Annotated in this window: 19 protein-coding genes; 11 read left to right on the forward strand and 8 right to left on the reverse strand. The window is 66.8% G+C overall.

From position 1 onward, the window contains the following. Positions 1-19: 19 nt before the first annotated feature. The gene (locus OXR00_RS13665; RefSeq protein WP_267388820.1) at positions 20-1,225 is read right to left on the reverse strand and encodes an LL-diaminopimelate aminotransferase; all 1,206 of its coding nucleotides are present in this window, start codon (positions 1,223-1,225) and stop codon (positions 20-22) included. A 151-nt stretch (positions 1,226-1,376) separates the two neighbouring features. On the opposite strand from OXR00_RS13665, the gene phaC reads away from it, so the two are divergent. From phaC to clpS, 3 genes are all read left to right on the forward strand, one after another. Beyond that, entirely contained in the window at positions 1,377-3,083 is a 1,707-nt protein-coding gene (gene phaC / locus OXR00_RS13670) for a class I poly(R)-hydroxyalkanoic acid synthase (RefSeq protein WP_267388968.1), read from the forward strand. A 133-nt stretch (positions 3,084-3,216) separates the two neighbouring features. Continuing rightward, entirely contained in the window at positions 3,217-4,047 is an 831-nt protein-coding gene (locus OXR00_RS13675; protein WP_267388821.1) for a phasin family protein, read from the forward strand. A gap of 176 nt (positions 4,048-4,223) precedes the next feature. Continuing rightward, a complete protein-coding gene (gene clpS, locus OXR00_RS13680; protein ID WP_242148293.1) occupies positions 4,224-4,550 on the forward strand; it encodes an ATP-dependent Clp protease adapter ClpS in 327 nt (108 codons plus the stop codon). Positions 4,551-4,637: 87 nt separating this feature from the next. Here clpS and OXR00_RS13685 read toward each other — a convergent pair whose 3' ends face one another. Beyond that, on the reverse strand, positions 4,638-5,339 hold the full coding sequence (locus OXR00_RS13685) for a Crp/Fnr family transcriptional regulator (RefSeq protein ID WP_267388971.1): 702 nt from the start codon (positions 5,337-5,339) through the stop codon (positions 4,638-4,640). 186 nt (positions 5,340-5,525) lie between these two features. Here OXR00_RS13685 and murA point away from each other — a divergent pair, with 186 nt between their 5' ends. Both murA and OXR00_RS13695 read left to right on the forward strand, forming a co-directional pair. Continuing rightward, positions 5,526-6,809 (forward strand): UDP-N-acetylglucosamine 1-carboxyvinyltransferase, encoded by a 1,284-nt coding sequence (murA, locus tag OXR00_RS13690; protein ID WP_267388822.1) that lies wholly within the window; start codon positions 5,526-5,528, stop codon positions 6,807-6,809. A gap of 24 nt (positions 6,810-6,833) precedes the next feature. After that, positions 6,834-8,495, forward strand: a complete 1,662-nt coding sequence (locus OXR00_RS13695) for a formate--tetrahydrofolate ligase (RefSeq protein ID WP_267388824.1) — start codon at positions 6,834-6,836, stop codon at positions 8,493-8,495. Positions 8,496-8,748: 253 nt separating this feature from the next. Here the strand turns inward: OXR00_RS13695 and OXR00_RS13700 are convergent, their stop codons facing one another. Together OXR00_RS13700 and pabB are read right to left on the reverse strand one after the other, a co-directional pair. Beyond that, positions 8,749-9,948, reverse strand: coding sequence for a pyridoxal phosphate-dependent aminotransferase (locus OXR00_RS13700; RefSeq protein ID WP_267388826.1), 1,200 nt, complete (start codon positions 9,946-9,948; stop codon positions 8,749-8,751). A gap of 34 nt (positions 9,949-9,982) precedes the next feature. Continuing rightward, the gene (pabB, locus tag OXR00_RS13705) at positions 9,983-11,749 is read right to left on the reverse strand and encodes an aminodeoxychorismate synthase component I (protein ID WP_267388828.1); all 1,767 of its coding nucleotides are present in this window, start codon (positions 11,747-11,749) and stop codon (positions 9,983-9,985) included. Positions 11,750-11,858: 109 nt separating this feature from the next. Here pabB and OXR00_RS13710 point away from each other — a divergent pair, with 109 nt between their 5' ends. Further along, positions 11,859-12,518: an MBL fold metallo-hydrolase gene (locus tag OXR00_RS13710; RefSeq protein WP_267388829.1), complete on the forward strand. Its 660-nt coding sequence runs from the start codon at positions 11,859-11,861 to the stop codon at positions 12,516-12,518. Here OXR00_RS13710 and OXR00_RS13715 read toward each other — a convergent pair whose 3' ends face one another. Beyond that, the gene (locus OXR00_RS13715) at positions 12,519-12,950 is read right to left on the reverse strand and encodes an MAPEG family protein (protein WP_267388830.1); all 432 of its coding nucleotides are present in this window, start codon (positions 12,948-12,950) and stop codon (positions 12,519-12,521) included. Between the two features lie 201 nt (positions 12,951-13,151). On the opposite strand from OXR00_RS13715, the gene rpmF reads away from it, so the two are divergent. From rpmF to OXR00_RS13740, 5 genes are all read left to right on the forward strand, one after another. Next, complete coding sequence (gene rpmF, locus OXR00_RS13720) at positions 13,152-13,331, forward strand: 50S ribosomal protein L32 (protein WP_267388972.1); 180 nt, start codon at positions 13,152-13,154, stop codon at positions 13,329-13,331. A gap of 23 nt (positions 13,332-13,354) precedes the next feature. Beyond that, positions 13,355-14,386, forward strand: coding sequence for a phosphate acyltransferase PlsX (gene plsX, locus OXR00_RS13725; RefSeq protein ID WP_267388831.1), 1,032 nt, complete (start codon positions 13,355-13,357; stop codon positions 14,384-14,386). Between the two features lie 21 nt (positions 14,387-14,407). After that, entirely contained in the window at positions 14,408-15,379 is a 972-nt protein-coding gene (locus OXR00_RS13730; RefSeq protein WP_276593103.1) for a beta-ketoacyl-ACP synthase III, read from the forward strand. A 140-nt stretch (positions 15,380-15,519) separates the two neighbouring features. Beyond that, positions 15,520-15,816: an integration host factor subunit alpha gene (locus OXR00_RS13735; protein ID WP_313931914.1), complete on the forward strand. Its 297-nt coding sequence runs from the start codon at positions 15,520-15,522 to the stop codon at positions 15,814-15,816. Positions 15,817-15,857: 41 nt separating this feature from the next. Continuing rightward, the gene (locus OXR00_RS13740) at positions 15,858-16,232 is read left to right on the forward strand and encodes a MerR family transcriptional regulator (protein WP_267388975.1); all 375 of its coding nucleotides are present in this window, start codon (positions 15,858-15,860) and stop codon (positions 16,230-16,232) included. A 254-nt stretch (positions 16,233-16,486) separates the two neighbouring features. Here OXR00_RS13740 and OXR00_RS13745 read toward each other — a convergent pair whose 3' ends face one another. From OXR00_RS13745 to OXR00_RS13755, 3 genes are all read right to left on the reverse strand, one after another. Continuing rightward, on the reverse strand, positions 16,487-18,058 hold the full coding sequence (locus OXR00_RS13745; protein WP_267388832.1) for a peptide chain release factor 3: 1,572 nt from the start codon (positions 18,056-18,058) through the stop codon (positions 16,487-16,489). Positions 18,059-18,093: 35 nt separating this feature from the next. After that, positions 18,094-18,510 carry a hypothetical protein gene (locus OXR00_RS13750; RefSeq protein WP_267388833.1) on the reverse strand — a complete coding sequence of 139 codons (417 nt, stop codon included), beginning with the start codon at positions 18,508-18,510 and terminating at the stop codon, positions 18,094-18,096. A 76-nt stretch (positions 18,511-18,586) separates the two neighbouring features. Then, a complete protein-coding gene (locus OXR00_RS13755) occupies positions 18,587-19,459 on the reverse strand; it encodes an aldose 1-epimerase family protein (RefSeq protein WP_267388835.1) in 873 nt (290 codons plus the stop codon). Positions 19,460-19,465: the final 6 nt, after the last annotated feature.

Genomic DNA, 19,465 nt, shown 5'->3' on the forward strand with positions numbered 1-19,465 from the left:
ATCGCCGCCCCCGGACGCGTCAGCCGGTGCGCGCGGGCGTGTTGACGCCCATGCTTTGCAGGTAGCGCTTCACGTTGCGCGCCGCCTGCCGCAGCCGCTGCTCGTTCTCGACCATGGCAATGCGCACGAACCCCTCGCCGTTCTCGCCGTAGCCGACGCCGGGCGCGACCGCGACCTTGGCGTGGGTGAGGAGCTGCTTGGAGAACTCCAGGCTGCCTAGGTGCTTAAGCGCGGGCGGCAGCGGCGCCCAGGCGAACATGCTGGCGGGGGGTGCCGGGATATCCCAGCCGGCGCGGGCGAAGCTCTCGACCAGCACGTCGCGGCGCTTGTGGTACAGCACGCGGTTGGCCTCGACGATATCCTGCGGGCCGTTCAAGGCGGCGCACGCCGCCGCCTGGATCGGCGTGAACGCGCCGTAATCGAGGTAGGACTTCACCCGGCTCATCGCCGCGATCAGCTTGGCATTGCCGACCGCGAAGCCGATCCGCCAGCCCGCCATCGAATAGGTCTTCGACAGCGAGGTGAACTCGATCGCGACGTCCTTGGCGCCGGGCACCTGGAGGATCGAGACGGTCGGCTTGCCGTCGTAATACAGCTCCGAATAGGCGAGGTCGGAGATGATCCAGACCTTGTTCTCCTTCGCCCACGCCACCAGCCGTTCGTAGAAGGTGATGTCCACCGTTTCGGCAGTAGGGTTGGACGGATAGTTCACCACCAGCACCGACGGGCGCGGCACGGTGAAGGCGATCGCGCGGTCGAGCGATTCGAAATACGCCTCGTCCGGCGTGGTCGGCACTGCGCGGATCGTCGCGCCGGCGAGGATAAAGCCGAACGTGTGGATCGGGTAGGACGGGTTGGGCGCGAGCACGACATCGCCCGGCGCGGTGATCGCGGTGGCGAGGCTGGCGAGCCCCTCCTTCGATCCCATCGTGACGACCACCTCCGTCTCGGGATCGACCTCGACGCCGAAGCGGCGGCCGTAATAGTTCGCCTGCGCACGGCGCAGGCCGGGGATGCCCTTGGACTGCGAATAGCCGTGCGCGTCGGGCTTCATCGCCACTTCGCACAATTTGGCGATGACGTGCGGCGGCGGCGGCAGATCGGGATTGCCCATGCCGAGATCGATAATGTCCTCGCCGCCTGCGCGCGCCTGCGCCCGCATCGCGTTCACTTCGGCGATGACGTAGGGCGGCAGGCGCTTCATGCGGTAGAATTCGTCGGACACGGGATCAGCCCCAATAAGGTTCGCCAAGGTGCGAACGCGGGCATATAGAAACCGAAGCGGCGCGGACGTAAAGCAAAACCCGCGCACGAGCAGGAGTGCCCGCGTGAGCGAAACCGACACCAAGCCGACCAGCTCGGCCGCTATTCCTACGATGCCCAGTCTCGAGGAGATGCAGCGCTGGACTTTGGTGTTCGGGCGGATGCAGCAACTGCTGCTGGAGAACGGCATAGCCGCGATGAAGCCGGTCGAGACGGCGGTGCCGCCGATCCCCGGCGTGACCGACCCGGCGACGGTCGGGCGCGTCACCGATTTCTGGCGCGACAGCGTGGCGATGTGGCAGCAGATGCTTGTCCCCGCCGCACAGCGTACCGCCGAAAAGCCAGAACAGGCCGCCGATCGCCGCTTCCGCGATTCGGCGTGGCGCGAGAACCCGGTGTTCGACTGGATCCGGCAAAGCTACTTCCTGATTTCCGACCATATGCTGCGCGCGGTCGATTCGGTGGAGGGACTTGAGGACAAGCAGAAGGAACAGCTCCGCTTCGCGACCCGCGCCTTCATCGATGCGATGAGCCCGAGCAACTTCCCCGCCACCAACCCGCAGGTGCTCGAAAAGACCATCGAGACGCGTGGCGAAAACCTCGTCAAGGGCTTGCAGAACATGCTGGCCGACATGTCCAAGGGGCAGATGACGCAGGTCGCGCCGGGCGCGTTCGAGGTCGGCCGCAATTTGGCGATGACGCCGGGGAAGGTGGTGCATCGCACGCCCTTGTACGAACTGATCCAATATGCGCCGACCACGCCGGACGTGCTGGCCGCGCCGGTGGTGATCTTCCCGCCGTGGATCAACCGCTTCTACATCCTCGATCTGACGCCGGAGAAGAGCTTCGTGCGCTGGGCGGTGGAACAGGGCATCACCGTGTTCATGGTGTCGTGGCGCTCCGCCGACGCGACCATGAAGGACGTGGTGTGGGACGACTACGTCGCCGCGCAGATCGACGCGATCACCGTTGCCAAGACCGCGCTGGCGGCGAAACACGTCCACGCGATCGGCTATTGCGTGGCGGGCACCACGCTTGCCGCGACGCTGGCGGTGCTGACCGCGCGCGGGGAAGCCGACATGGTGGCGAGCGCGACGTTCTTTACGGCGCAGGTCGATTTCGCGGATGCGGGCGAACTGCTCCACTTCGTCGACGATACGCAACTGGCGATGTTCAAGGAACTGACCCCGGACGGCTATCTCGACGGGCGGTACATGGCGGCAACGTTCAACCTGCTGCGCGGGCGCGACCTGATCTGGAACTACGTCACCAACAATTATCTGCTCGGCAACGATTATGCGCCGTTCGATCTGCTCCATTGGAACAGCGACACCACCAACCTGCCCGCCAAGTGGCACATCAGCTACCTGACCGATCTGTACCGCGACAACCGGCTCGCCACCGACGGCGACTTGAGCGTGGACGGCACCCCGATCCACATCAGCCAGGTCAAGACGCCCGCCTATGTGCAGGCGGGGCGCGAAGATCATATCGCGCCGGCGGGCAGCGTGTGGAAACTGACCCGCCATCTCGCCGGGCCGGTGCGCTTCGTGCTGGCCGGATCGGGGCATATCGCCGGGGTGGTGAACCCGCCGAGTATGAACAAATACCAATATTGGACGAACACGGAACCGAAGGACACGCTGGAGGATTTCATCGCCGCCGCGCACGAGACTAAGGGCAGTTGGTGGCCCGACTGGGCTGCATGGCTTCGCGCGATCGACCCGGAAACGGTGCCGGCGGCGGGTGCACGGGTGCCGGGCGCGGGCGCCCTCGCGGCGATCGAGGAGGCGCCGGGCCGCTACGTTCGGGAACGCTAGCGCCGCCTCCAAACGGCTGCATTGCCGCCGGTGATCACTCCGATATGGTCTATGTTGCACTGCAACAAATCTGTTGCAGCATGTCATCGCCTGCGCTATATTGCGACGCAGCAATTCCGTAGGAGATGGTGATATGGCCAGCGATGGACCAAAGCCCGTGATGCGCGGCAAGCCGGTCGCCAAGGATGTGTTGCCGGGCCTTCCCGGCGCCGCCACCCCGGCCAAGCGCGGTCCCAAGGCAAAGCTGCCGGTGGCGGCTGCCAGCGAGATGCCGGCACCGAGTCTGCCGGACGCGATCACCCCCGCCGTCGTCGCCGCCGCGGTACTGGACGTTGCGCACGAGCCGATGCCGCACACCAGTGCTCCGGAACCGGTCGCTGCCGCGCCGGCTCCTGAGCCGGTCGCACCCGCACCCGTCAGCACCCCGTCGCCAGCGCCCGAACCGGTCGCTACGGCCCCCGCCTTTACCAACCCGCAACCCACCGCCCCGGTCTTCTCCGTGGCGCATGTCCAGAAGGAAGAGACCATGGAAGCCACGATGCAGGACGCCACCACTAAGACCCAGGCCATGTTCGGCGACGTCAACGAGCGCGCCAAGTCGGCGATGGAAAAGAGCAGCAAGATGTTCGAAGAGATGAACGCCTTCGGCAAGGGCAACGTCGAGGCGATGGTCGAATCGGGCAAGATCGCGGCCAAGGGCCTCGAGACGCTCGGCCAGGACGCTGCCGAATACACGCGCAAGCAGTTCGAGAACACGACCGCCATCATGAAGAGCATGGCTTCGGTGAAGTCGCCGACCGAGCTGTTCAAGATGCAGAGCGATTTCATCCGTCAGTCGTTCGACTCGATGGTCGCCGAATCGTCGAAGAACACCGAGGCGATGCTGAAGCTGGTCGGTGAGATCGCGCAGCCGCTGTCGAACCGCGTCGCGCTTGCCGCAGAAAAGGCGAAGATCGCCGCCTGATCGGTCTACCGATTCGGTAACAGAGGGGTCGCTCCGCATGGGGCGGCCCCTTTTTGCATCCTGGTGTTGAGCATTGTGACGCAAAAACCAAGAGCCGTGCCGAACGCCCCTTGCCCTTGCTGCCCGCGATGCCATATTTTCGTCTCGCCATGATCGACACATATATGAACCCGACGATGGCCGAGCATACCGACGGCGATGACGACGGCACCGGCCTCGGCATTGCGACGCGGACCCGCTCGCGCACCAAACAGCCGACGCCGTACCGCGTGCTGCTGCTCAACGACGATTACACGCCGATGGAATTCGTCGTGCTCGTGCTGCAACGCTTCTTCCGCATGGACATGGAAGCGGCGACGCGGGTGATGCTCCACGTCCACCAGAAGGGCGTCGGCGTGTGCGGTATCTTCAGCTACGAAGTGGCGGAAACCAAGGTCGCGCAGGTCACCGAGTTCGCCCGTCAGAACCAGCACCCGCTGCAATGCATGCTGGAAAAAGCCTGATTCGAGGTCGCTTTATATTGGCCTGACGCCGCCTGCCCGCGCACCGCTGCCGCCTGGGCCACACGGACGACGCGGCGATCGGCCGGTTCATCCTCGCGACGGCGGCAACCATCCCAGGTCTAGCCCGGCGTAGCGATCCACGAAGTTCGCGGAACGCGCGAGCGCGCGCTCGTTGAGGAAACGCACACGCCCCGCCTCGCGCGCGATCAGCCCCTCTTCCTCAAGCTGGCGCAACATGCGGTTGACGTGGACGGCGGTGAGACCGGTGGCGTCGCCGATCTCCTCCTGCGTCAGTCCCAGCACAAAGCTTTCGCCGATACTCTTGTCGAGCATCCGCATACGATTGCGCAGTTCGATGAGGATCGCGGCGACTCGCGCCTTGGCTGACGTCCTCCCCAGCGCGGCGAGCCGGTCGGTCAGCGCCACCCGTTCGATCTGGCTGTAGACCAGCACCAGCGCGGCGAGGCGTGGATGATCGACCAGCAGCGCGCTCAACGCCGCACGTTCGAACGGTGCGACGGTACAATCGGACAGCGCCGTGATCGTCTCGGGCGCGTCGTTGTAAATCAGGCTCGACACCGCGAGCAGATCGCCGGGAAAGTGGATTCGCAGGATCTGGCGGCTGCCGTCATCGAGCAGCACCGAACTCATCATCAGCCCTTTGCGCAGGACGAACATCTCGGCGACCCGATCGTTCTCGCGCTGGAGCGTCGCGCCGCGGCGAAGATGCCGTTCCCGGTCTTCAAGCCGCTGCAGCGCACGATGCTCGGCCTCGGTCAGCACAACGATCTCGCTCAGACGTTCGGCGAAGCAACTCCCTGACACTCGGTACAATCCCCCTTGGTTGCCCATCCAAAGCAGCGCGGGGGGATCAGCGCATTAAAGTCGATCAATAGGGCTTCAAACCGGTCACATTCCCCTTTCAATCTCGTGCGTTCGCTTGCGCGCGCGGGACGAAGCGATAAGAGCCGGAGGATGGATCGTATCATCATTCGCGGCGGCAAGCGCCTGTCGGGCCGTCTCCCCATTTCCGGTGCCAAGAACGCTGCGCTCACGCTGATGCCGTGCGCGCTGCTGACCGAGGAGCCGCTGACGCTGCGCAACCTGCCGCGGCTGGCGGACGTCGACAGTTTCGGCCACCTGCTCAACCAGCTCGGCGCCTCGACGCAGATCGAGGGCGCGCGGCCGGAAGACTTCGGCCGGGTGATGACAATCCGTGCCGGCAAGCTCACCTCGACCGAGGCGCCGTACGATATCGTACGCAAGATGCGCGCGTCGATTCTGGTGCTCGGCCCACTGGTCGGGCGGGCGGGCGAGGCGACCGTTTCGCTGCCAGGTGGCTGCGCGATCGGCAATCGGCCGATCGACCTCCACCTCAAGGCGCTCGAGGCGATCGGCGCGGAGATCGAGTTGGCGGCGGGCTATGTAAAGGCGAGCGCGCCGGGCGGGCGGTTGCCGGGCGGCGACTATGTGTTCCCGATCGTATCGGTCGGGGCGACCGAGAATGTGGTGATGGCGGCGGTGCTGGCGCGCGGGGTCTCCCGGATCGGCAATGCCGCGCGCGAGCCGGAGATCGTCGACCTTTGCAACTGCCTGGTGGCGATGGGCGCGAAGATCACCGGCATCGGCAGCGAGACGCTGGAGATCACCGGCGTCGACCGCCTGCACGGCGCGACCTATGCGGTGATGCCCGACCGGATCGAGGCGGGCAGCTACGCCTGCGCGGCGGCGATCACCGGTGGTACGCTCGATCTCGTCGGCGTCGTGGCGGAGGATATGCGCGCGACGATCACCGCGCTGATCGAGGCGGGCGTGACCGTGGAGGAACGCGACAACGTGCTCCACGTCGCGGCGCCCGAGCGGCTGAAGCCACTGACGCTGTCGACTGCGCCGTTCCCCGGTTTCGCCACCGATATGCAGGCGCAATTCATGGCGATGCTGACCAAGGCCGACGGCGCCAGCGTGCTGACTGAGACGATCTTCGAGAACCGCTACATGCACGTGCCGGAACTGGCGCGGATGGGCGCAGACATCCACGTCTCGGGCCGCACCGCAGTGGTGCGCGGGGTCGAGCGGCTGGTCGGCGCGCCGGTGATGGCGACCGACCTGCGCGCGTCGATGAGCCTGATCCTGGCGGGGCTTGCGGCGGAGGGCGAGACGCAGGTGGCGCGGGTGTATCACCTCGATCGCGGTTACGAGCGGCTTGAGGAGAAGCTGAGCGCAGTCGGCGCGGATATCGAGCGGGCGAGCGACGGCTGAGGCCGGCGCTTGGGGGGAATGACGATGCCGAGCGATATCGACATCAGCCGGGGGGTGACGCTACGCCCGATCGTGGACGTGGCCGCCGATCTCGGGCTCACGCCGGAGCAGATCGAGCCCTATGGCCGCGACAAGGCGAAGTTCGATCCCGCCGTGCTGCCGCCGCGCACCCCGGGCAAGCTGATCCTCGTCACCGCAATCAACCCGACGCCGGCTGGCGAGGGCAAGACCACCACCTCAGTCGGGCTCGCCGATGCGCTCAACCGCACCGGGCGCAAGACCGTGCTGGCGTTGCGCGAGCCGTCGCTGGGGCCGTGTTTCGGCACCAAGGGCGGTGCGACCGGCGGCGGCTATGCGCAGGTCGGCCCGATGGTCGATATCAACCTCCATTTCACCGGCGATTTTCACGCGATCACCTCTGCGCACAATTTGCTCGCGGCGATGATCGACAACCACATCTATTGGGGCAATGCACTCGATATCGACGTGCGGCGGGTGACGTGGAAGCGGGTGCTCGACATGAACGACCGGGCGTTGCGCGAGGTCACCCAGTCGCTCGGCGGGGTCGCCAACGGCTTCCCCCGCGCGTCGGGGTTCGACATTACCGTCGCGTCGGAGGTTATGGCGGTGCTGTGCCTCGCCGAGGATGCCGCCGATCTGGAAGCGCGACTCGGGCGGATCATCGTCGCGGAGACGCGAGACCGCCGCCCGGTGACGGCGCGCGACCTCAAGGCGGATGGCGCGATGGCGGTGCTGCTGGGCCAAGCGATCAAGCCCAACCTCGTGCAGACGCTGGAGGGCAACCCCGCGCTGCTGCACGGCGGGCCGTTCGCCAATATCGCGCACGGCTGCAATTCGGTGATCGCGACGCGCGCGGCTTTGGCGCTCGGCGATTACGTGGTGACCGAGGCGGGGTTCGGCGCGGACCTCGGCGCGGAGAAGTTCTTCGATATCAAGTGCCGTCAAGCGGGGCTGGCGCCGGACGCAGCGGTGATCGTCGCGACGGTGCGCGCGCTGAAGATGAACGGCGGCGTCGCCAAGGCCGATCTCGGCCGTGAGGACGTGGCGGCGGTGCAGCGTGGCGGGGTGAACCTCGCGCGGCATATCGAGAACGTGCGCCAATTCGGCGTGCCGGTGGTGGTGGCGATCAACCACTTCGCCACCGACAGCGACGCCGAGATCGACGCGATCCGTGCGATCGCCACCGCGCACGGTACCGAGGGCGTGCTGTGCCGCCATTGGGCGGACGGCGGCGCGGGCGCGGTCGATCTCGCCGAGGCGGTGGTGGCGCGGATCGACGCGGGCGGTGCGAAGTTCCGGCCGCTTTATGGCGACGACCTGCCGCTCCTCGACAAGATGCGTGCGGTGGCGACGCGGCTGTACCGCGCCGACGACGTGGCGGCGGATGCCAAGGTAGTGGCGCAGCTTGCGCGTTGGGAAGCGGCGGGGTTCGGCCATCTGCCGGTGTGCATGGCGAAGACGCAGTACAGCTTCTCCGCCGATCCGACGCTGCTCGGCGCGCCGGTCGGCCATGTCGTGCCGATCCGCGAGGTGCGGCTGGCGGCGGGGGCTGGCTTCGTGGTGGCGGTGTGCGGGGACCTGATGACGATGCCGGGCCTGCCGCGCGTGCCTGCGGCGGAGGCTATCCGGTTTGGGGATGAGGGCGAGATAGAGGGGTTGTTCTAGCTTCTCGCAGCGGATTAGCAAAAGCTAATCCGCGTCTCGGCGAGAAGCGCGGCCGGCCTCGCGCCAGCGAGGACCGAAGGCGTGGCTTCGCCACCCCGCGAAGTGGGGGGAAGCGCCTTAACCCCCGGCGCCGAGTTAAAAGCGCGACCATAACGCAGCGCCACAAGCCTATCGTCGCTCCGCAACCGGACCCCGGCCTGCGCCGAGAAAGGCAGAAGGGCGCGGGTCCGTCGCCCTCGCCGCGCCCCGCCCGTTATTTCAGCGCCGCGCAGGCCGCCTGAATCCGCTCGCACGCCTTGGTCAGCAGCTCGTCGCTGGTCGCATAGCTGATCCGCATCGCCGGCGAGAGGCCGAACGCCGCGCCCTGCACCGCCGCGACCTTGGCATCGTCGAGCAGATAGCCGACGAAATCCTCGTCGGTGTCGATGCGCTTGCCGCTCGGGGTGCTCTTGCCGATCAGGCCGGAGAATTCCGGGTAGACGTAGAACGCCCCCTCCGGGTTCGGGCAGGTCATGCCCTCGATTTGGTTGAGCATGCCGACGACGAGATCGCGGCGGCGCTGGAACAGCGCGGCATTGTCCTTGAGGAAGCCCTGATCGCCGGTCAGCGCGGCGACGCTCGCGGCCTGCGCGATCGAGCAGGGGTTGCTGGTCGATTGCGATTGCAGCTTGGACATCGCCTTGATCAGCCACGGCGCGCCGCCGGCGAAACCGATCCGCCAGCCGGTCATCGCATAGGCCTTGGAACAGCCGTTGGCGGTCAGCGTGCGTTCGTACAGCGAGGGGCAGACCTGCGCGATGGTGGTGAACTTGAAATCGTCGAACAGGATATGCTCGTACATATCGTCGGCGAAGATCCACACATGCGGATGCCGCTCCAGCACTTCGCCGAGGGCCTTCAGCTCCGATTCGCTGTACGCGGCGCCGGTCGGGTTCGACGGCGAGTTGATGATGACCCATTTGGTCTTCGGCGTGATCGCCGCATCGAGCTGCTCGGGCGTGATCTTGTAGTTCTGGTCCGCGCCCGCCGCGACGAACACCGGGGTGCCGCCCGCGAACAACACCACGTCCGGGTAGCTCACCCAGTAGGGCGCGGGGATCACCACCTCGTCGCCAGCGTCGAGCGTAGCGACCATCGCGTTGAACAGGGTGTGCTTGCCGCCCGCGTTGATGGTAATCTGATCGCGCGTGTAGGTGAGGCCGTTGTCGCGCAGATATTTGGCGACGACCGCGTCCTTCAGTTCGGGCGTGCCGTCGACGTTGGTGTATTTGGTCTGCCCGTCGCGGATCGCCTTGATGCCGGCTTCCTTGATGAAGTCGGGCGTGTCGAAATCGGGTTCGCCGGCGCCCAGACCAATCACGTCGACGCCGGCGCGCTTCAACTCCTGCACGCGCGAGGTGATCGCGAGCGTGGGCGAAGGCTTGATGCGGGCAAGCGCGGCGGATGGGTGCATGGGGAAACGCCTCTATCGGGGACAAGCGGCGCGGCTATAGACTGGCGTCCGCGCCTTCCGCAACCGCCAGCACCGCCGGGATCAGCCCGCGCACCGCATTGCCGACGAAGAAGCCGTCCGCAAGGTCGGCGGCGGTGAGATCGCCCTCGACCGCTTCGCCGCTGTCGAGCAGCGCGGCGCGCAGCACGCCGGGCAGCAACCCGCGCGCCAGCGGCGGGGTGACAAGCCGGTCGCCGCGCGGCACGAACAGCGCGGCGAAGCTGCCTTCGGTGAGCAGGCCGTCCGGGCGCGCGAACACCACCTCGAACGTACCGGCGGCGGTGCGGGCGGCGTCGTAGAAGCCGCGATCGGTGGTCTTGTGGCGCAGGCGGAAATCGCTGGGATCGACCGGCAGCGGCACCACCGCGACCGGCACCGGGCCGGCGGGGGTGCACGGCAGCGGCGATACCTCGATGGCGATCGCGCCGCTGCGCGCGAGCAGCAGGCGGATGCGACGGGCGTCGCGCAAGCGGAAGGTCGCCGCCTGGAGTTCGTTGCGCGTATCGTGGCGATCGAACGCGAAGTCGAACGCGGTGGCGCTCGCCTTCAATCGTTCGAGGTGGCGTTCGAGTTGCGCCAGCCCGGCGACCGGATCGAACGCCATCGTCTCGATCAGGTCGAAACCCCGGCCGGGCGTGGCGAGAAAGGCGGATTTCACCTGCGTCTCCGCCCATTCCTCGGCAGCTCGCGAATCGGCGACGATGCCGCCGCCGACGCCGAACGTGGCGTGCCCGTCCGCCAGTACCAGCGTGCGGATCGCGACGTTGAAGGCGGCATCGCCGCCCGCGTCGATCCGGCCGATCGCGCCAGTGTAGAGGCCGCGTGGGGCACCCTCGACCTCGGCGATCACCTCCATCGCGCGCAGCTTGGGCGCGCCGGTGATCGAACCGCATGGGAACAGCGCGGCGAGCACGTCGATCGCGTCCTGCTCGGGCGCGAGCGTGGCGGTGACGGTGGAGACCATCTGCTGCACGCTCGGGTAGCGTTCAACCGCGAACAGGTCGGGCACGGCGACGCTGCCCGCCACGGCAACGCGGGCGAGATCGTTGCGCATCAAATCGACGATCATCAGATTCTCGGCGCGCTGCTTGGGATCGCCGGCGAGCGCGTCAGCGAGCGCGCTATCCTCTGCCGCCGTCGCGCCGCGCCGCGCGGTACCCTTCATCGGCGTGCAGACGAGATCGCGGCCCGACAGCGCGAAGAACCGCTCGGGCGAGAGCGACAGCAGCCAGCGCGCGCCGTCGTGGATCAGCGCGCCATGCCCCGCCCGCGCCCGCCCGCGCAGTTGCGCATATAGCGCACACGGATCGCCCTGCACCGGCACCGCCGCCGGATAGGTCAGGTTGGCCTGATAGACGTCACCCGCCGCGATCAGCTCACGCACGGCCGCGAACCGCTCCGCATAGGTGGCATAGTCGATTGCGGGTTCGCTCGGGCCGATCCATGCGCCGGCGGGATCGGGCAGCAGCGCGGGCACGTCCGCCACCGTGTCCCAGCCGGCGAACAGGCCGAACCACAGCAGCGGCGCATCGGTTGCCGGTGGCGGCGCCAGCGTCGGCTCGAACGCGCCGCCGGCTTCGTAGGCGAGGTAGCCGGCGGCGTGCAGCCCTTCGCGCTGCCCCGCCCGGATCGCCGCCAGCGCCGGCCACACCTCCGCGATGCTGTGCGCCGTGACGATCTGCACCGGATCGCAATAGAGCCGCGCGACCTCACCGGCATCGCTCGCATCGTCGAGCAGGACAAAGGGGGCGGCCGGCAGCATATCCGGGCGACAGATGCAGCGTTTATGCCCGGTTGAGCAAGCCCTGCCGCGACCCATGCCGTCACCCACGCCCTTGTCTGCCCGGTACGGCGGGCTTAGGTGTCCCGGTATGGCCAACCCACCCCTCCGCGCGGCGATCGTGCCGGTGACGCCGCTCCAGCAGAATTGCACCTTGCTGTGGTGTACGCAGACGATGCGCGGCGCGTTCGTCGATCCCGGTGGCGACCTGCCCAAGCTGCGCGCGGCGGCGGCGCAACACGGCGTCACCGTGGAGAAGATCATCCTCACCCACGGCCATATCGACCATTGCGGCGCGGCGGGGCCGTTCGCCAAGGAACTCGGCGTGCCGATCGAGGGGCCGCACGAGGCGGACCGCTTCTGGATCGCGCGGCTGGAGGATGACGGTCGCGCCTACGGCGTCCCTGGTACCCCGTTCGAGCCGGACCGCTGGCTGGTCGAGGGCGATACCGTCACGGTCGGTAACCTCACGCTCGACGTGTATCACACCCCCGGCCACACGCCGGGGCACGTCGTGTTCCACCACCCCGCCTCCAAACTGGCAATCGTCGGCGACGTGCTGTTCGCAGGGTCGATCGGGCGGACCGACTTTCCGCTCGGCAGCCATCAGGATCTGCTCGATGCGATCGTCGCCAAGCTGTGGCCGATGGGGGACGACACCACCTTCCTGCCCGGGCACGGCCAGCCCGGCACCTTCGCGCAGGAGCGCGCGACCAACCCGTATGTGAGCGATCGCGCGCTGGCGGCGTGATTACCGGATGCGGATCATCGTCTCCGCAGCCGTATGGGCGCCACCGATGAACGGCAGCGCCACCGCATAGGCCGACAGGCCGACCAGCGTCGCGAAGGTGACGGCGGTACCGATCGCGCGTCCGGCGGGCATGCCGTCCATGCCGAGCGCGTGTGCGACGCGGGAGAGCAGGAAGGCGGCGCTGACGACCCACAGCCACGCCGGGCTGCCGATGTTGAATTCGATCAGCGCGATCAGCAGCAATACGAAGGGCGTGTATTCGACGAAATTGGCGTGCGCGCGCATCCGCCGAATCAGCGGCGCGCTGCCGCCATCGCCGAGTTCCACCCCGGTGGCGCGGCGAATCAGCCCGGTGCGCACCGCCAGCCAGAAGTTGATGATGCCGGCGCCACCGGCGGCGGCAAGCGTGATCGGCAGCAGGACAGACGCCAATTTCGTTCCTTTCAAGAGAGGTGGCGGCTGTGGCACCGGAGCGCGGCGCTTGCAACGCCGGCCGAAATCGCTATAGGCGCGGTGCTTCGCGATGCGTTCGGCCGCTGGTGCCTTCCGCGGCCGACTTACCGTCGGTCGCTTGGGCATGGTCCGGGCGGATCGACTCGCATCGATACGCAACAAGCACAAGGTTTCGCCGAAATGGCCGTCCCCAAAAGAAAAACCACCCCGTCCAAGCGTGGCATGCGTCGCGCGCACGATGCGCTGAGCATCGCGTCGTTCCAGGAATGCCCGAACTGCGGCGAACTGAAGCGCCCGCACAACCTGTGCAACGCGTGCGGCCATTATAACGGCCGCGAGATCGTCTCGGTCGAAGCCTGATCTCCACGGAACAAGGGGGTGCAGTGATGAACGGCTCCCGGATTGCCGTGGATGCGATGGGTGGCGACGAGGGGCTGGCAGTCATGCTCGCCGGCGTCGCGCGCGCGCGTCGCCAGTTCGAGGAGCTGCGCTTCATCCTCGTCGGGGATGAAGCGGCGATCACCGAGGGGCTGAAGAAGCACCCCAACCTGACCGCGCATTCGGAGATCGTCCACGCCCCCGAGGTGGTGGGTTCCTCCGACAAGCCGAGCCAGGCGATTCGTCGCGCCAAGACCACGTCGATGGGGATCGCCATCGATATGGTGAAAAAGGGTCGTGCCTCGGCCTGCGTATCGGCGGGCAACACCGGCGCGCTGATGGCGATGGCGAAGCTGAGCCTGCGCACCATGCCCGGTATCGACCGGCCAGCGCTGGCGGCGATGCTGCCCTCGCTCGGCGATAACGACGTGGTGGTGCTCGATCTCGGCGCCAATACCGAATGCGATGCTCGCAACCTCGTGCAGTTCGCGGTGATGGGCGCCGCCTATGCCCGCACCACGCTGGAGGTCGAGAGTCCCCGCGTCGCGCTGCTCAACATCGGCAGCGAGGACCAGAAGGGCACTGACGAGATCCGCGATGCCGCGCAGACGCTTCGCCTCGCCACGCACCTGCCGATGACCTTCACCGGCTTTATCGAGGGTGACCGGCTGTCGCGCGGCGAGGTCGACGTGGTGGTGTGCGACGGCTTCTCCGGCAACATCGCGCTCAAGACGGCGGAGGGCACCGCGCGGTTCGTGGCGGACCTGCTGCGCCGTGCGTTCAAAAGCTCGACCCGCTCGAAGATCGGCTTCCTGATCTCGAAGCCGGCGACCGACCTGCTGCGTCACCATCTCGATCCGAACAACCACAATGGCGCAGTCTTCCTCGGCCTCAACGGTCTCGTGTTGAAGAGCCACGGCAGCGCCAACGAGATCGGCGTCGCCACCGCGATCGGCGTGGCCGCCAAAATGGTGCGCGACGACCTGACGCGCCGCATCGCCGAGGATCTCGGCAATTTCGAAGCAAAGGCAGCCTGACCGGGCTCGAAGGAACTAGCCATGATTCGCGCCGTCATCACCGGAACCGGCTCCGCGCTCCCCGCGCGGCGGGTTTCGAACGCGCAGCTTGCCGAAACCGTCGACACCACCGACGAATGGATCGTCGAACGCACCGGCATCAAGTTCCGCCACATCGCCGGCCCCGATGAGACCACCGCGACGCTCGCCGCCGATGCCGCACGCGCCGCAATCGCGGCGGCGGGCTGCACCGCGCAGGACATCGACCTGATCGTGCTGGCGACCGCCACGCCCGACCAAACCTTCCCGTCGAGCGCGACCAAGGTGCAGGCGATGCTGGGCATCGACGATGCCGTCGCGTTCGACGTGGCGGCGGTATGTTCGGGCTTCCTCTACGCGGTGCAGGTGGCGGACAGCATGATCCGCGCCGGTTCGGCACGCCGCGCGCTGGTGATCGGGTCGGAGACGTTCAGCCGCATCCTCGACTGGGAGGACCGCGCAACCTGCGTGCTGTTCGGCGACGGCGCGGGCGCGATCGTGCTGGAAGGCCAGGAGAGCGCAGGCGCGCCTGACGATCGCGGCATCCTCGCAGTGCGGCTGCACGCCGACGGGCGCCACAACGGGCTGCTCTACGTCGATGGCGGCCCCTCCACCACCGGTACGGTCGGCAAGCTGCGCATGAAGGGCCGCGAGGTGTTCCGCCACGCCGTCACCAATCTGGCGGCAGTGTTGAGCGAGACGATGGCAGTCGCCGGGCTCGACGCATCCGCGATCGACTGGCTGGTGCCGCATCAGGCCAACGCGCGCATCCTCGAGGCCACCGCCAAGAAGCTCGGCCTGTCCCCCGACAAGGTGGTGGTGACGGTGGACAGCCATGCCAACACCTCCGCCGCGTCGGTGCCGCTCGCACTCGACACCGCCGTTCGAGACGGACGAATCACACGCGGCGACCTGATCGTGCTCGAAGCGATGGGCGGCGGCTTCACCTGGGGCGCGGCAGTGGTGCGCTTCTGACAGCGTTGTCGGCGTTTTGAGGTTGCGACAGCACGGTACCGTCTCGGAATTCTTCGTTGTCATTGAGGAACTAAGCCCTTCCGGCACCTTTCGCGGCGTGATACGCAGGCCGTCACCTTTGGGGAAAGGGGGAGGACTAAGTGTCTACAGGAACACTGACGCGGGCCGATCTATCGGAAGCCTTGCATCATCAAGTCGGGTTGTCGCGCGCGGACTCGTCCAAGCTGGTCGAACAAATTCTCGAACATATGTGCGAGGCGCTGTCGCAGGGCGCCAACGTCAAGATTTCAGGCTTCGGCACGTTCGTGCTGCGCGACAAGGGTGAGCGGGTCGGGCGCAATCCGAAGACCGGTGTCGAGGTGCCAATCGCACCCCGCCGTGTGCTGACGTTCCGCGCCAGCCAGATGATGCGCGACCGTATCGTGGACGCCGGCTGATGACGGCCCCCGACACGCCGGAACAGGCGGCGGGCGAGAGGATGGCGGGAGCAAAGGCGGGGGACAAGGCCGCGGGCGCATATCGGACGATCGGCGAATTATCCCGTGAAACCGGGCTGCCCCAGCATATCCTGCGCTACTGGGAAACGCGCTTCCCCCAGCTTCGGCCGCTGCAACGCGCAGGCAATCGGCGTTATTACCGGCCGGAAGATGTCGCGTTGGTGCAGCGCATCAATAGCCTGCTGACCCACGAAGGCTATACGATTCGTGGCGTACAGAAACTCCTCGCCGATGAGCGTAAGCGTGCACCATCCAGCGCCGCAACCATGGAGGCGGTGCGTGCTGTGCGAAACGCGTTGGCAGAAGCCCTCGCCAGCGATGACGCGGCAACCGAAAGCCAGCGGATTTCGCAATAGCCGCTCCCTTTGCCAGAGTCGGCTGATAGTGATTTGGGAACGCTCATTTTTCCCGCTGCGGCGTGACCTAGGTAGTTTAACGATTCGTTAAGCACCGGAATCGAGTCAAGGGAGCGAATCGCGTAGCACCACCTCAGCTTCCGACGCCCCCAAGCATTACGGAAGATCCGGGCCGCGCGGTGTCCCCGCCGTTTGGTCCTTGTTCCCGAAGCCTGGCTACGGCCGCGCCTGATCACCGTGGCCGAGCCAGACTTTTACCGCTCGCGTGTCGCCGCAAACTTAACTTTGGCATAGCGATCGGCGATGTAGCCGACCTCCCACGCCGATTTGGCGAGGAATACCGGGTTGCCATCGCGATCCTTGGCCATCGCGCTGCGGTTGAGATCGGTGAACGCCTTGAGGTCGGCCGCATCCTCCGCCGATACCCAGCGCGCGGTTTCGAACGGCGCCATCTCCAGCCCGGCGGCAACCTTATACTCGGCATCGAGCCGCGACAGCAGCACTTCGAGCTGTAGCTGGCCGACCACGCCGATGATCCAGTTCGAACCAATCTCCGGGTAGAACACCTGCGTCACCCCTTCCTCCGCCATATCGTCGAGCGCCTTGCGGAGCTGCTTGGTCTTGGTCGGGTCCTTCAACTGGACGCGGCGGAGGATTTCGGGCGCGAAATTGGGCAGCCCGGTAAAGCGCACGTCCGCACGCTCCGACAAGGTATCACCGACCCGCAGCGTGCCGTGGTTGGGGATGCCGATGATGTCCCCCGGATACGCCTCGTCCGCCAGTTCACGCTGTTGCGCGAAAAACAGGATCGGCGAATGGATCGCGATCGGCTTGCCGTGGCCGCTGGGGGTGAGCTTCATGCCGCGTTTAAACGTGCCCGAACACAGCCGCATGAAGGCGATGCGGTCGCGGTGGTTGGGGTCCATGTTGGCCTGCACCTTAAACACGAAGCCGGTGACCTCGTCGCGGGTCGGCTCGACGGCGGCGGGCTCGGCGGGCTGTGCGCGCGGCGGCGGGGCGAAGGCGGCGAGCGCCTCGATCAGCGAATCGACGCCGAACTCCTTCAGCGCGGAGCCGAAATACACCGGCGTAAGGTTGCCCGCGCGATACGCCTCGGCATCGAACTCGGGGTAACCGACCTGCGCGAGTTCGACATCCTCGCGCATCTTGGCAAGGGTCTGCGCGGACAGCAGCGAATCGAGCTGCGGATCGTCGAGTCCGCTGGTCTCGATCACCTTGCCCTGGAATTCGCGGCTGGGCCCCTCGGGCATCAGCAGGCGGTTGCTGGCGAGATCGAAGATGCCCTCGAAGTCGCTGCCCATCCCGACCGGCCAGGTCATCGGCGTCACGTCGAGCTGGAGCAGCTCAGCCACCTCGTCGAGGATGGCGAACACCTCGCGGCCTTCGCGATCGACCTTGTTGACGAAGGTGATGATCGGCACGTTGCGCAGGCGACACACCTCGAACAGCTTGCGCGTCTGGCTCTCGATACCCTTTGCCACGTCGATCACCATCACCGCCGAATCGACCGCGGTGAGCGTGCGGTAGGTATCTTCGCTGAAATCCTCGTGGCCCGGCGTGTCGAGCAGGTTGAAGGTAGTGCCCTTGCGCTCGAACGTCATCACCGAGGAGGTGACCGAGATGCCGCGCTGCTGCTCGATCTTCATCCAGTCGGAGCGGGCACGCCGGGCGGCGCCGCGCGCCTTGACCTCGCCGGCCAGATGGATCGCGCCGCCAAACAGCAGCAGTTTTTCAGTGAGTGTGGTTTTGCCGGCATCCGGGTGCGAAATGATCGCGAAGGTGCGGCGGTCGGAGATGTGATTCATCGCTGCGGCCTAGCGGCAGCGGCGCGGCAACTCAACTAAGCGGCTCGGCGCAGTCTGCCCTCGTCGTCGTTGACGGGTGTCCGCCGCGTCGGGCTGCGCAGCGTGCGGCGCTGGCGCGGGTGTGGGCGCGCGGCTCTTGCAACGCGACCAAACCCCGCCTGCCCCGCCGCAACCAGGGCGATTACCGCGATGTCGATCAGCGCGGGCAGATCGATCATGGTGGAAAGCGCGGCGACCTCAGGCCAGCCGAACGCAACGAGCATCGCGCCGTCCGCCTTCATCAGCCACACCAGACCGATCATCACTCCGGCCATTGCGACGGCAAACAGCACATGCCCGCGCCCCAGTCGCCCCAGCCGGCGGCGCGGGGCGGCGAACAATGCGCGCCCGGCGTTCACCTCGCGACGCGCCCATAGCATCAGCAACAGCACCGTCAGCCAGCTTGCGAACATTCCCGCCCCCTTTTTGTTACGGGGTGGAGATGGTTGCAATCGATGCTGCGATAAAGGCGCGCCCTCGCTGAAAAGATCAGGCGGTGAGCGTGACGCGCAACTGGCACGACCATGTGCCGCCGGGCGCGATCTCGAACACGCCGGGCTTGTCACGGAAATCGCCGGTGTAGCCTTGTGGGTCGGCGATGCCGTGCCACGGCTCGATACAGACGAAGCGCGCCGCCCCGGGCTTGCTCCAGATGCCGAGCTTGTCGGCGTCGAAGGCGACCTCCAGTTGCGGGCCGGTCGACGCGCCGTAGCGGACGCTGCGCGAGGCGAGGCCATTCCAGATCAGCGCGTCGTCGTCGAACAGGCCCTCCTTCAGATGGAGCACGCGCCCATCGAGCGGCGAGGCGCGATCGGCAGAGGTGGCGAGGCCGTCCTTGAGTTCGACCAGCGTAGCGGGTTCGTCGTCGGCGAAGACGATACGGTGATCCTCGCGCGCCGCGCCATAGGGGAGCGGCCAGGCGAACGCGGGGTGAAAGCCGAAGCTGGCCGGCATGGCGACATCGCCGCGATTGGTGATGACGATGTCGACGGTCAGCGCGGCCCCATGGATCGTGTAGGTGGCGTCCAGCGTGAAGGCGAACGGGTAGACCGCGCGCGTCTCCGCATCATCCACCAGCCGGAAGTGCGCGCTGGCCGCGTCATGATTGACCAGCGCGAAGTTGTGGCGGCGGGCGAAACCGTGCTGCTTCATCGGATATTCCGCACCGTCGAGGCGCAGCATATCGCCGTTGAGGCGGCCGACGAAGGGAAACAGCAGCGGCGCGTGACCGGTCCAGAACTTCGGATCGGCGTCGGTCATCAACTCGCGGCCCTCCGGGTCGCGCAGGTGGGTCAATTCCGCGCCATACGGGTTGATCGCCGCGCTGAGCCCATCGCCTGCGATCTCGATCAGGTCCGCCATTCGCCG

Source organism: Sphingomonas sp. GC_Shp_3 (assembly GCF_026540945.1).
In the GTDB taxonomy this organism is placed as follows: domain Bacteria; phylum Pseudomonadota; class Alphaproteobacteria; order Sphingomonadales; family Sphingomonadaceae; genus Sphingomonas.

Coding starts and splice junctions, on each gene's coding strand:
- phaC (WP_267388968.1), top strand. CDS start 1,377: ATGCCCAGTCTCGAGGAGATGCAGCGCTGGACTTTGGTGTTCGGGCGG.
- OXR00_RS13675 (WP_267388821.1), top strand. CDS start 3,217: ATGGCCAGCGATGGACCAAAGCCCGTGATGCGCGGCAAGCCGGTCGCC.
- clpS (WP_242148293.1), top strand. CDS start 4,224: ATGGCCGAGCATACCGACGGCGATGACGACGGCACCGGCCTCGGCATT.
- murA (WP_267388822.1), top strand. CDS start 5,526: ATGGATCGTATCATCATTCGCGGCGGCAAGCGCCTGTCGGGCCGTCTC.
- OXR00_RS13695 (WP_267388824.1), top strand. CDS start 6,834: ATGCCGAGCGATATCGACATCAGCCGGGGGGTGACGCTACGCCCGATC.
- OXR00_RS13700 (WP_267388826.1), bottom strand. CDS start 9,948: ATGCACCCATCCGCCGCGCTTGCCCGCATCAAGCCTTCGCCCACGCTC.
- pabB (WP_267388828.1), bottom strand. CDS start 11,749: ATGCTGCCGGCCGCCCCCTTTGTCCTGCTCGACGATGCGAGCGATGCC.
- OXR00_RS13710 (WP_267388829.1), top strand. CDS start 11,859: ATGGCCAACCCACCCCTCCGCGCGGCGATCGTGCCGGTGACGCCGCTC.
- rpmF (WP_267388972.1), top strand. CDS start 13,152: ATGGCCGTCCCCAAAAGAAAAACCACCCCGTCCAAGCGTGGCATGCGT.
- OXR00_RS13730 (WP_276593103.1), top strand. CDS start 14,408: ATGATTCGCGCCGTCATCACCGGAACCGGCTCCGCGCTCCCCGCGCGG.
- OXR00_RS13740 (WP_267388975.1), top strand. CDS start 15,858: ATGGCGGGAGCAAAGGCGGGGGACAAGGCCGCGGGCGCATATCGGACG.
- OXR00_RS13745 (WP_267388832.1), bottom strand. CDS start 18,058: ATGAATCACATCTCCGACCGCCGCACCTTCGCGATCATTTCGCACCCG.
- OXR00_RS13750 (WP_267388833.1), bottom strand. CDS start 18,510: ATGTTCGCAAGCTGGCTGACGGTGCTGTTGCTGATGCTATGGGCGCGT.
- OXR00_RS13755 (WP_267388835.1), bottom strand. CDS start 19,459: ATGGCGGACCTGATCGAGATCGCAGGCGATGGGCTCAGCGCGGCGATC.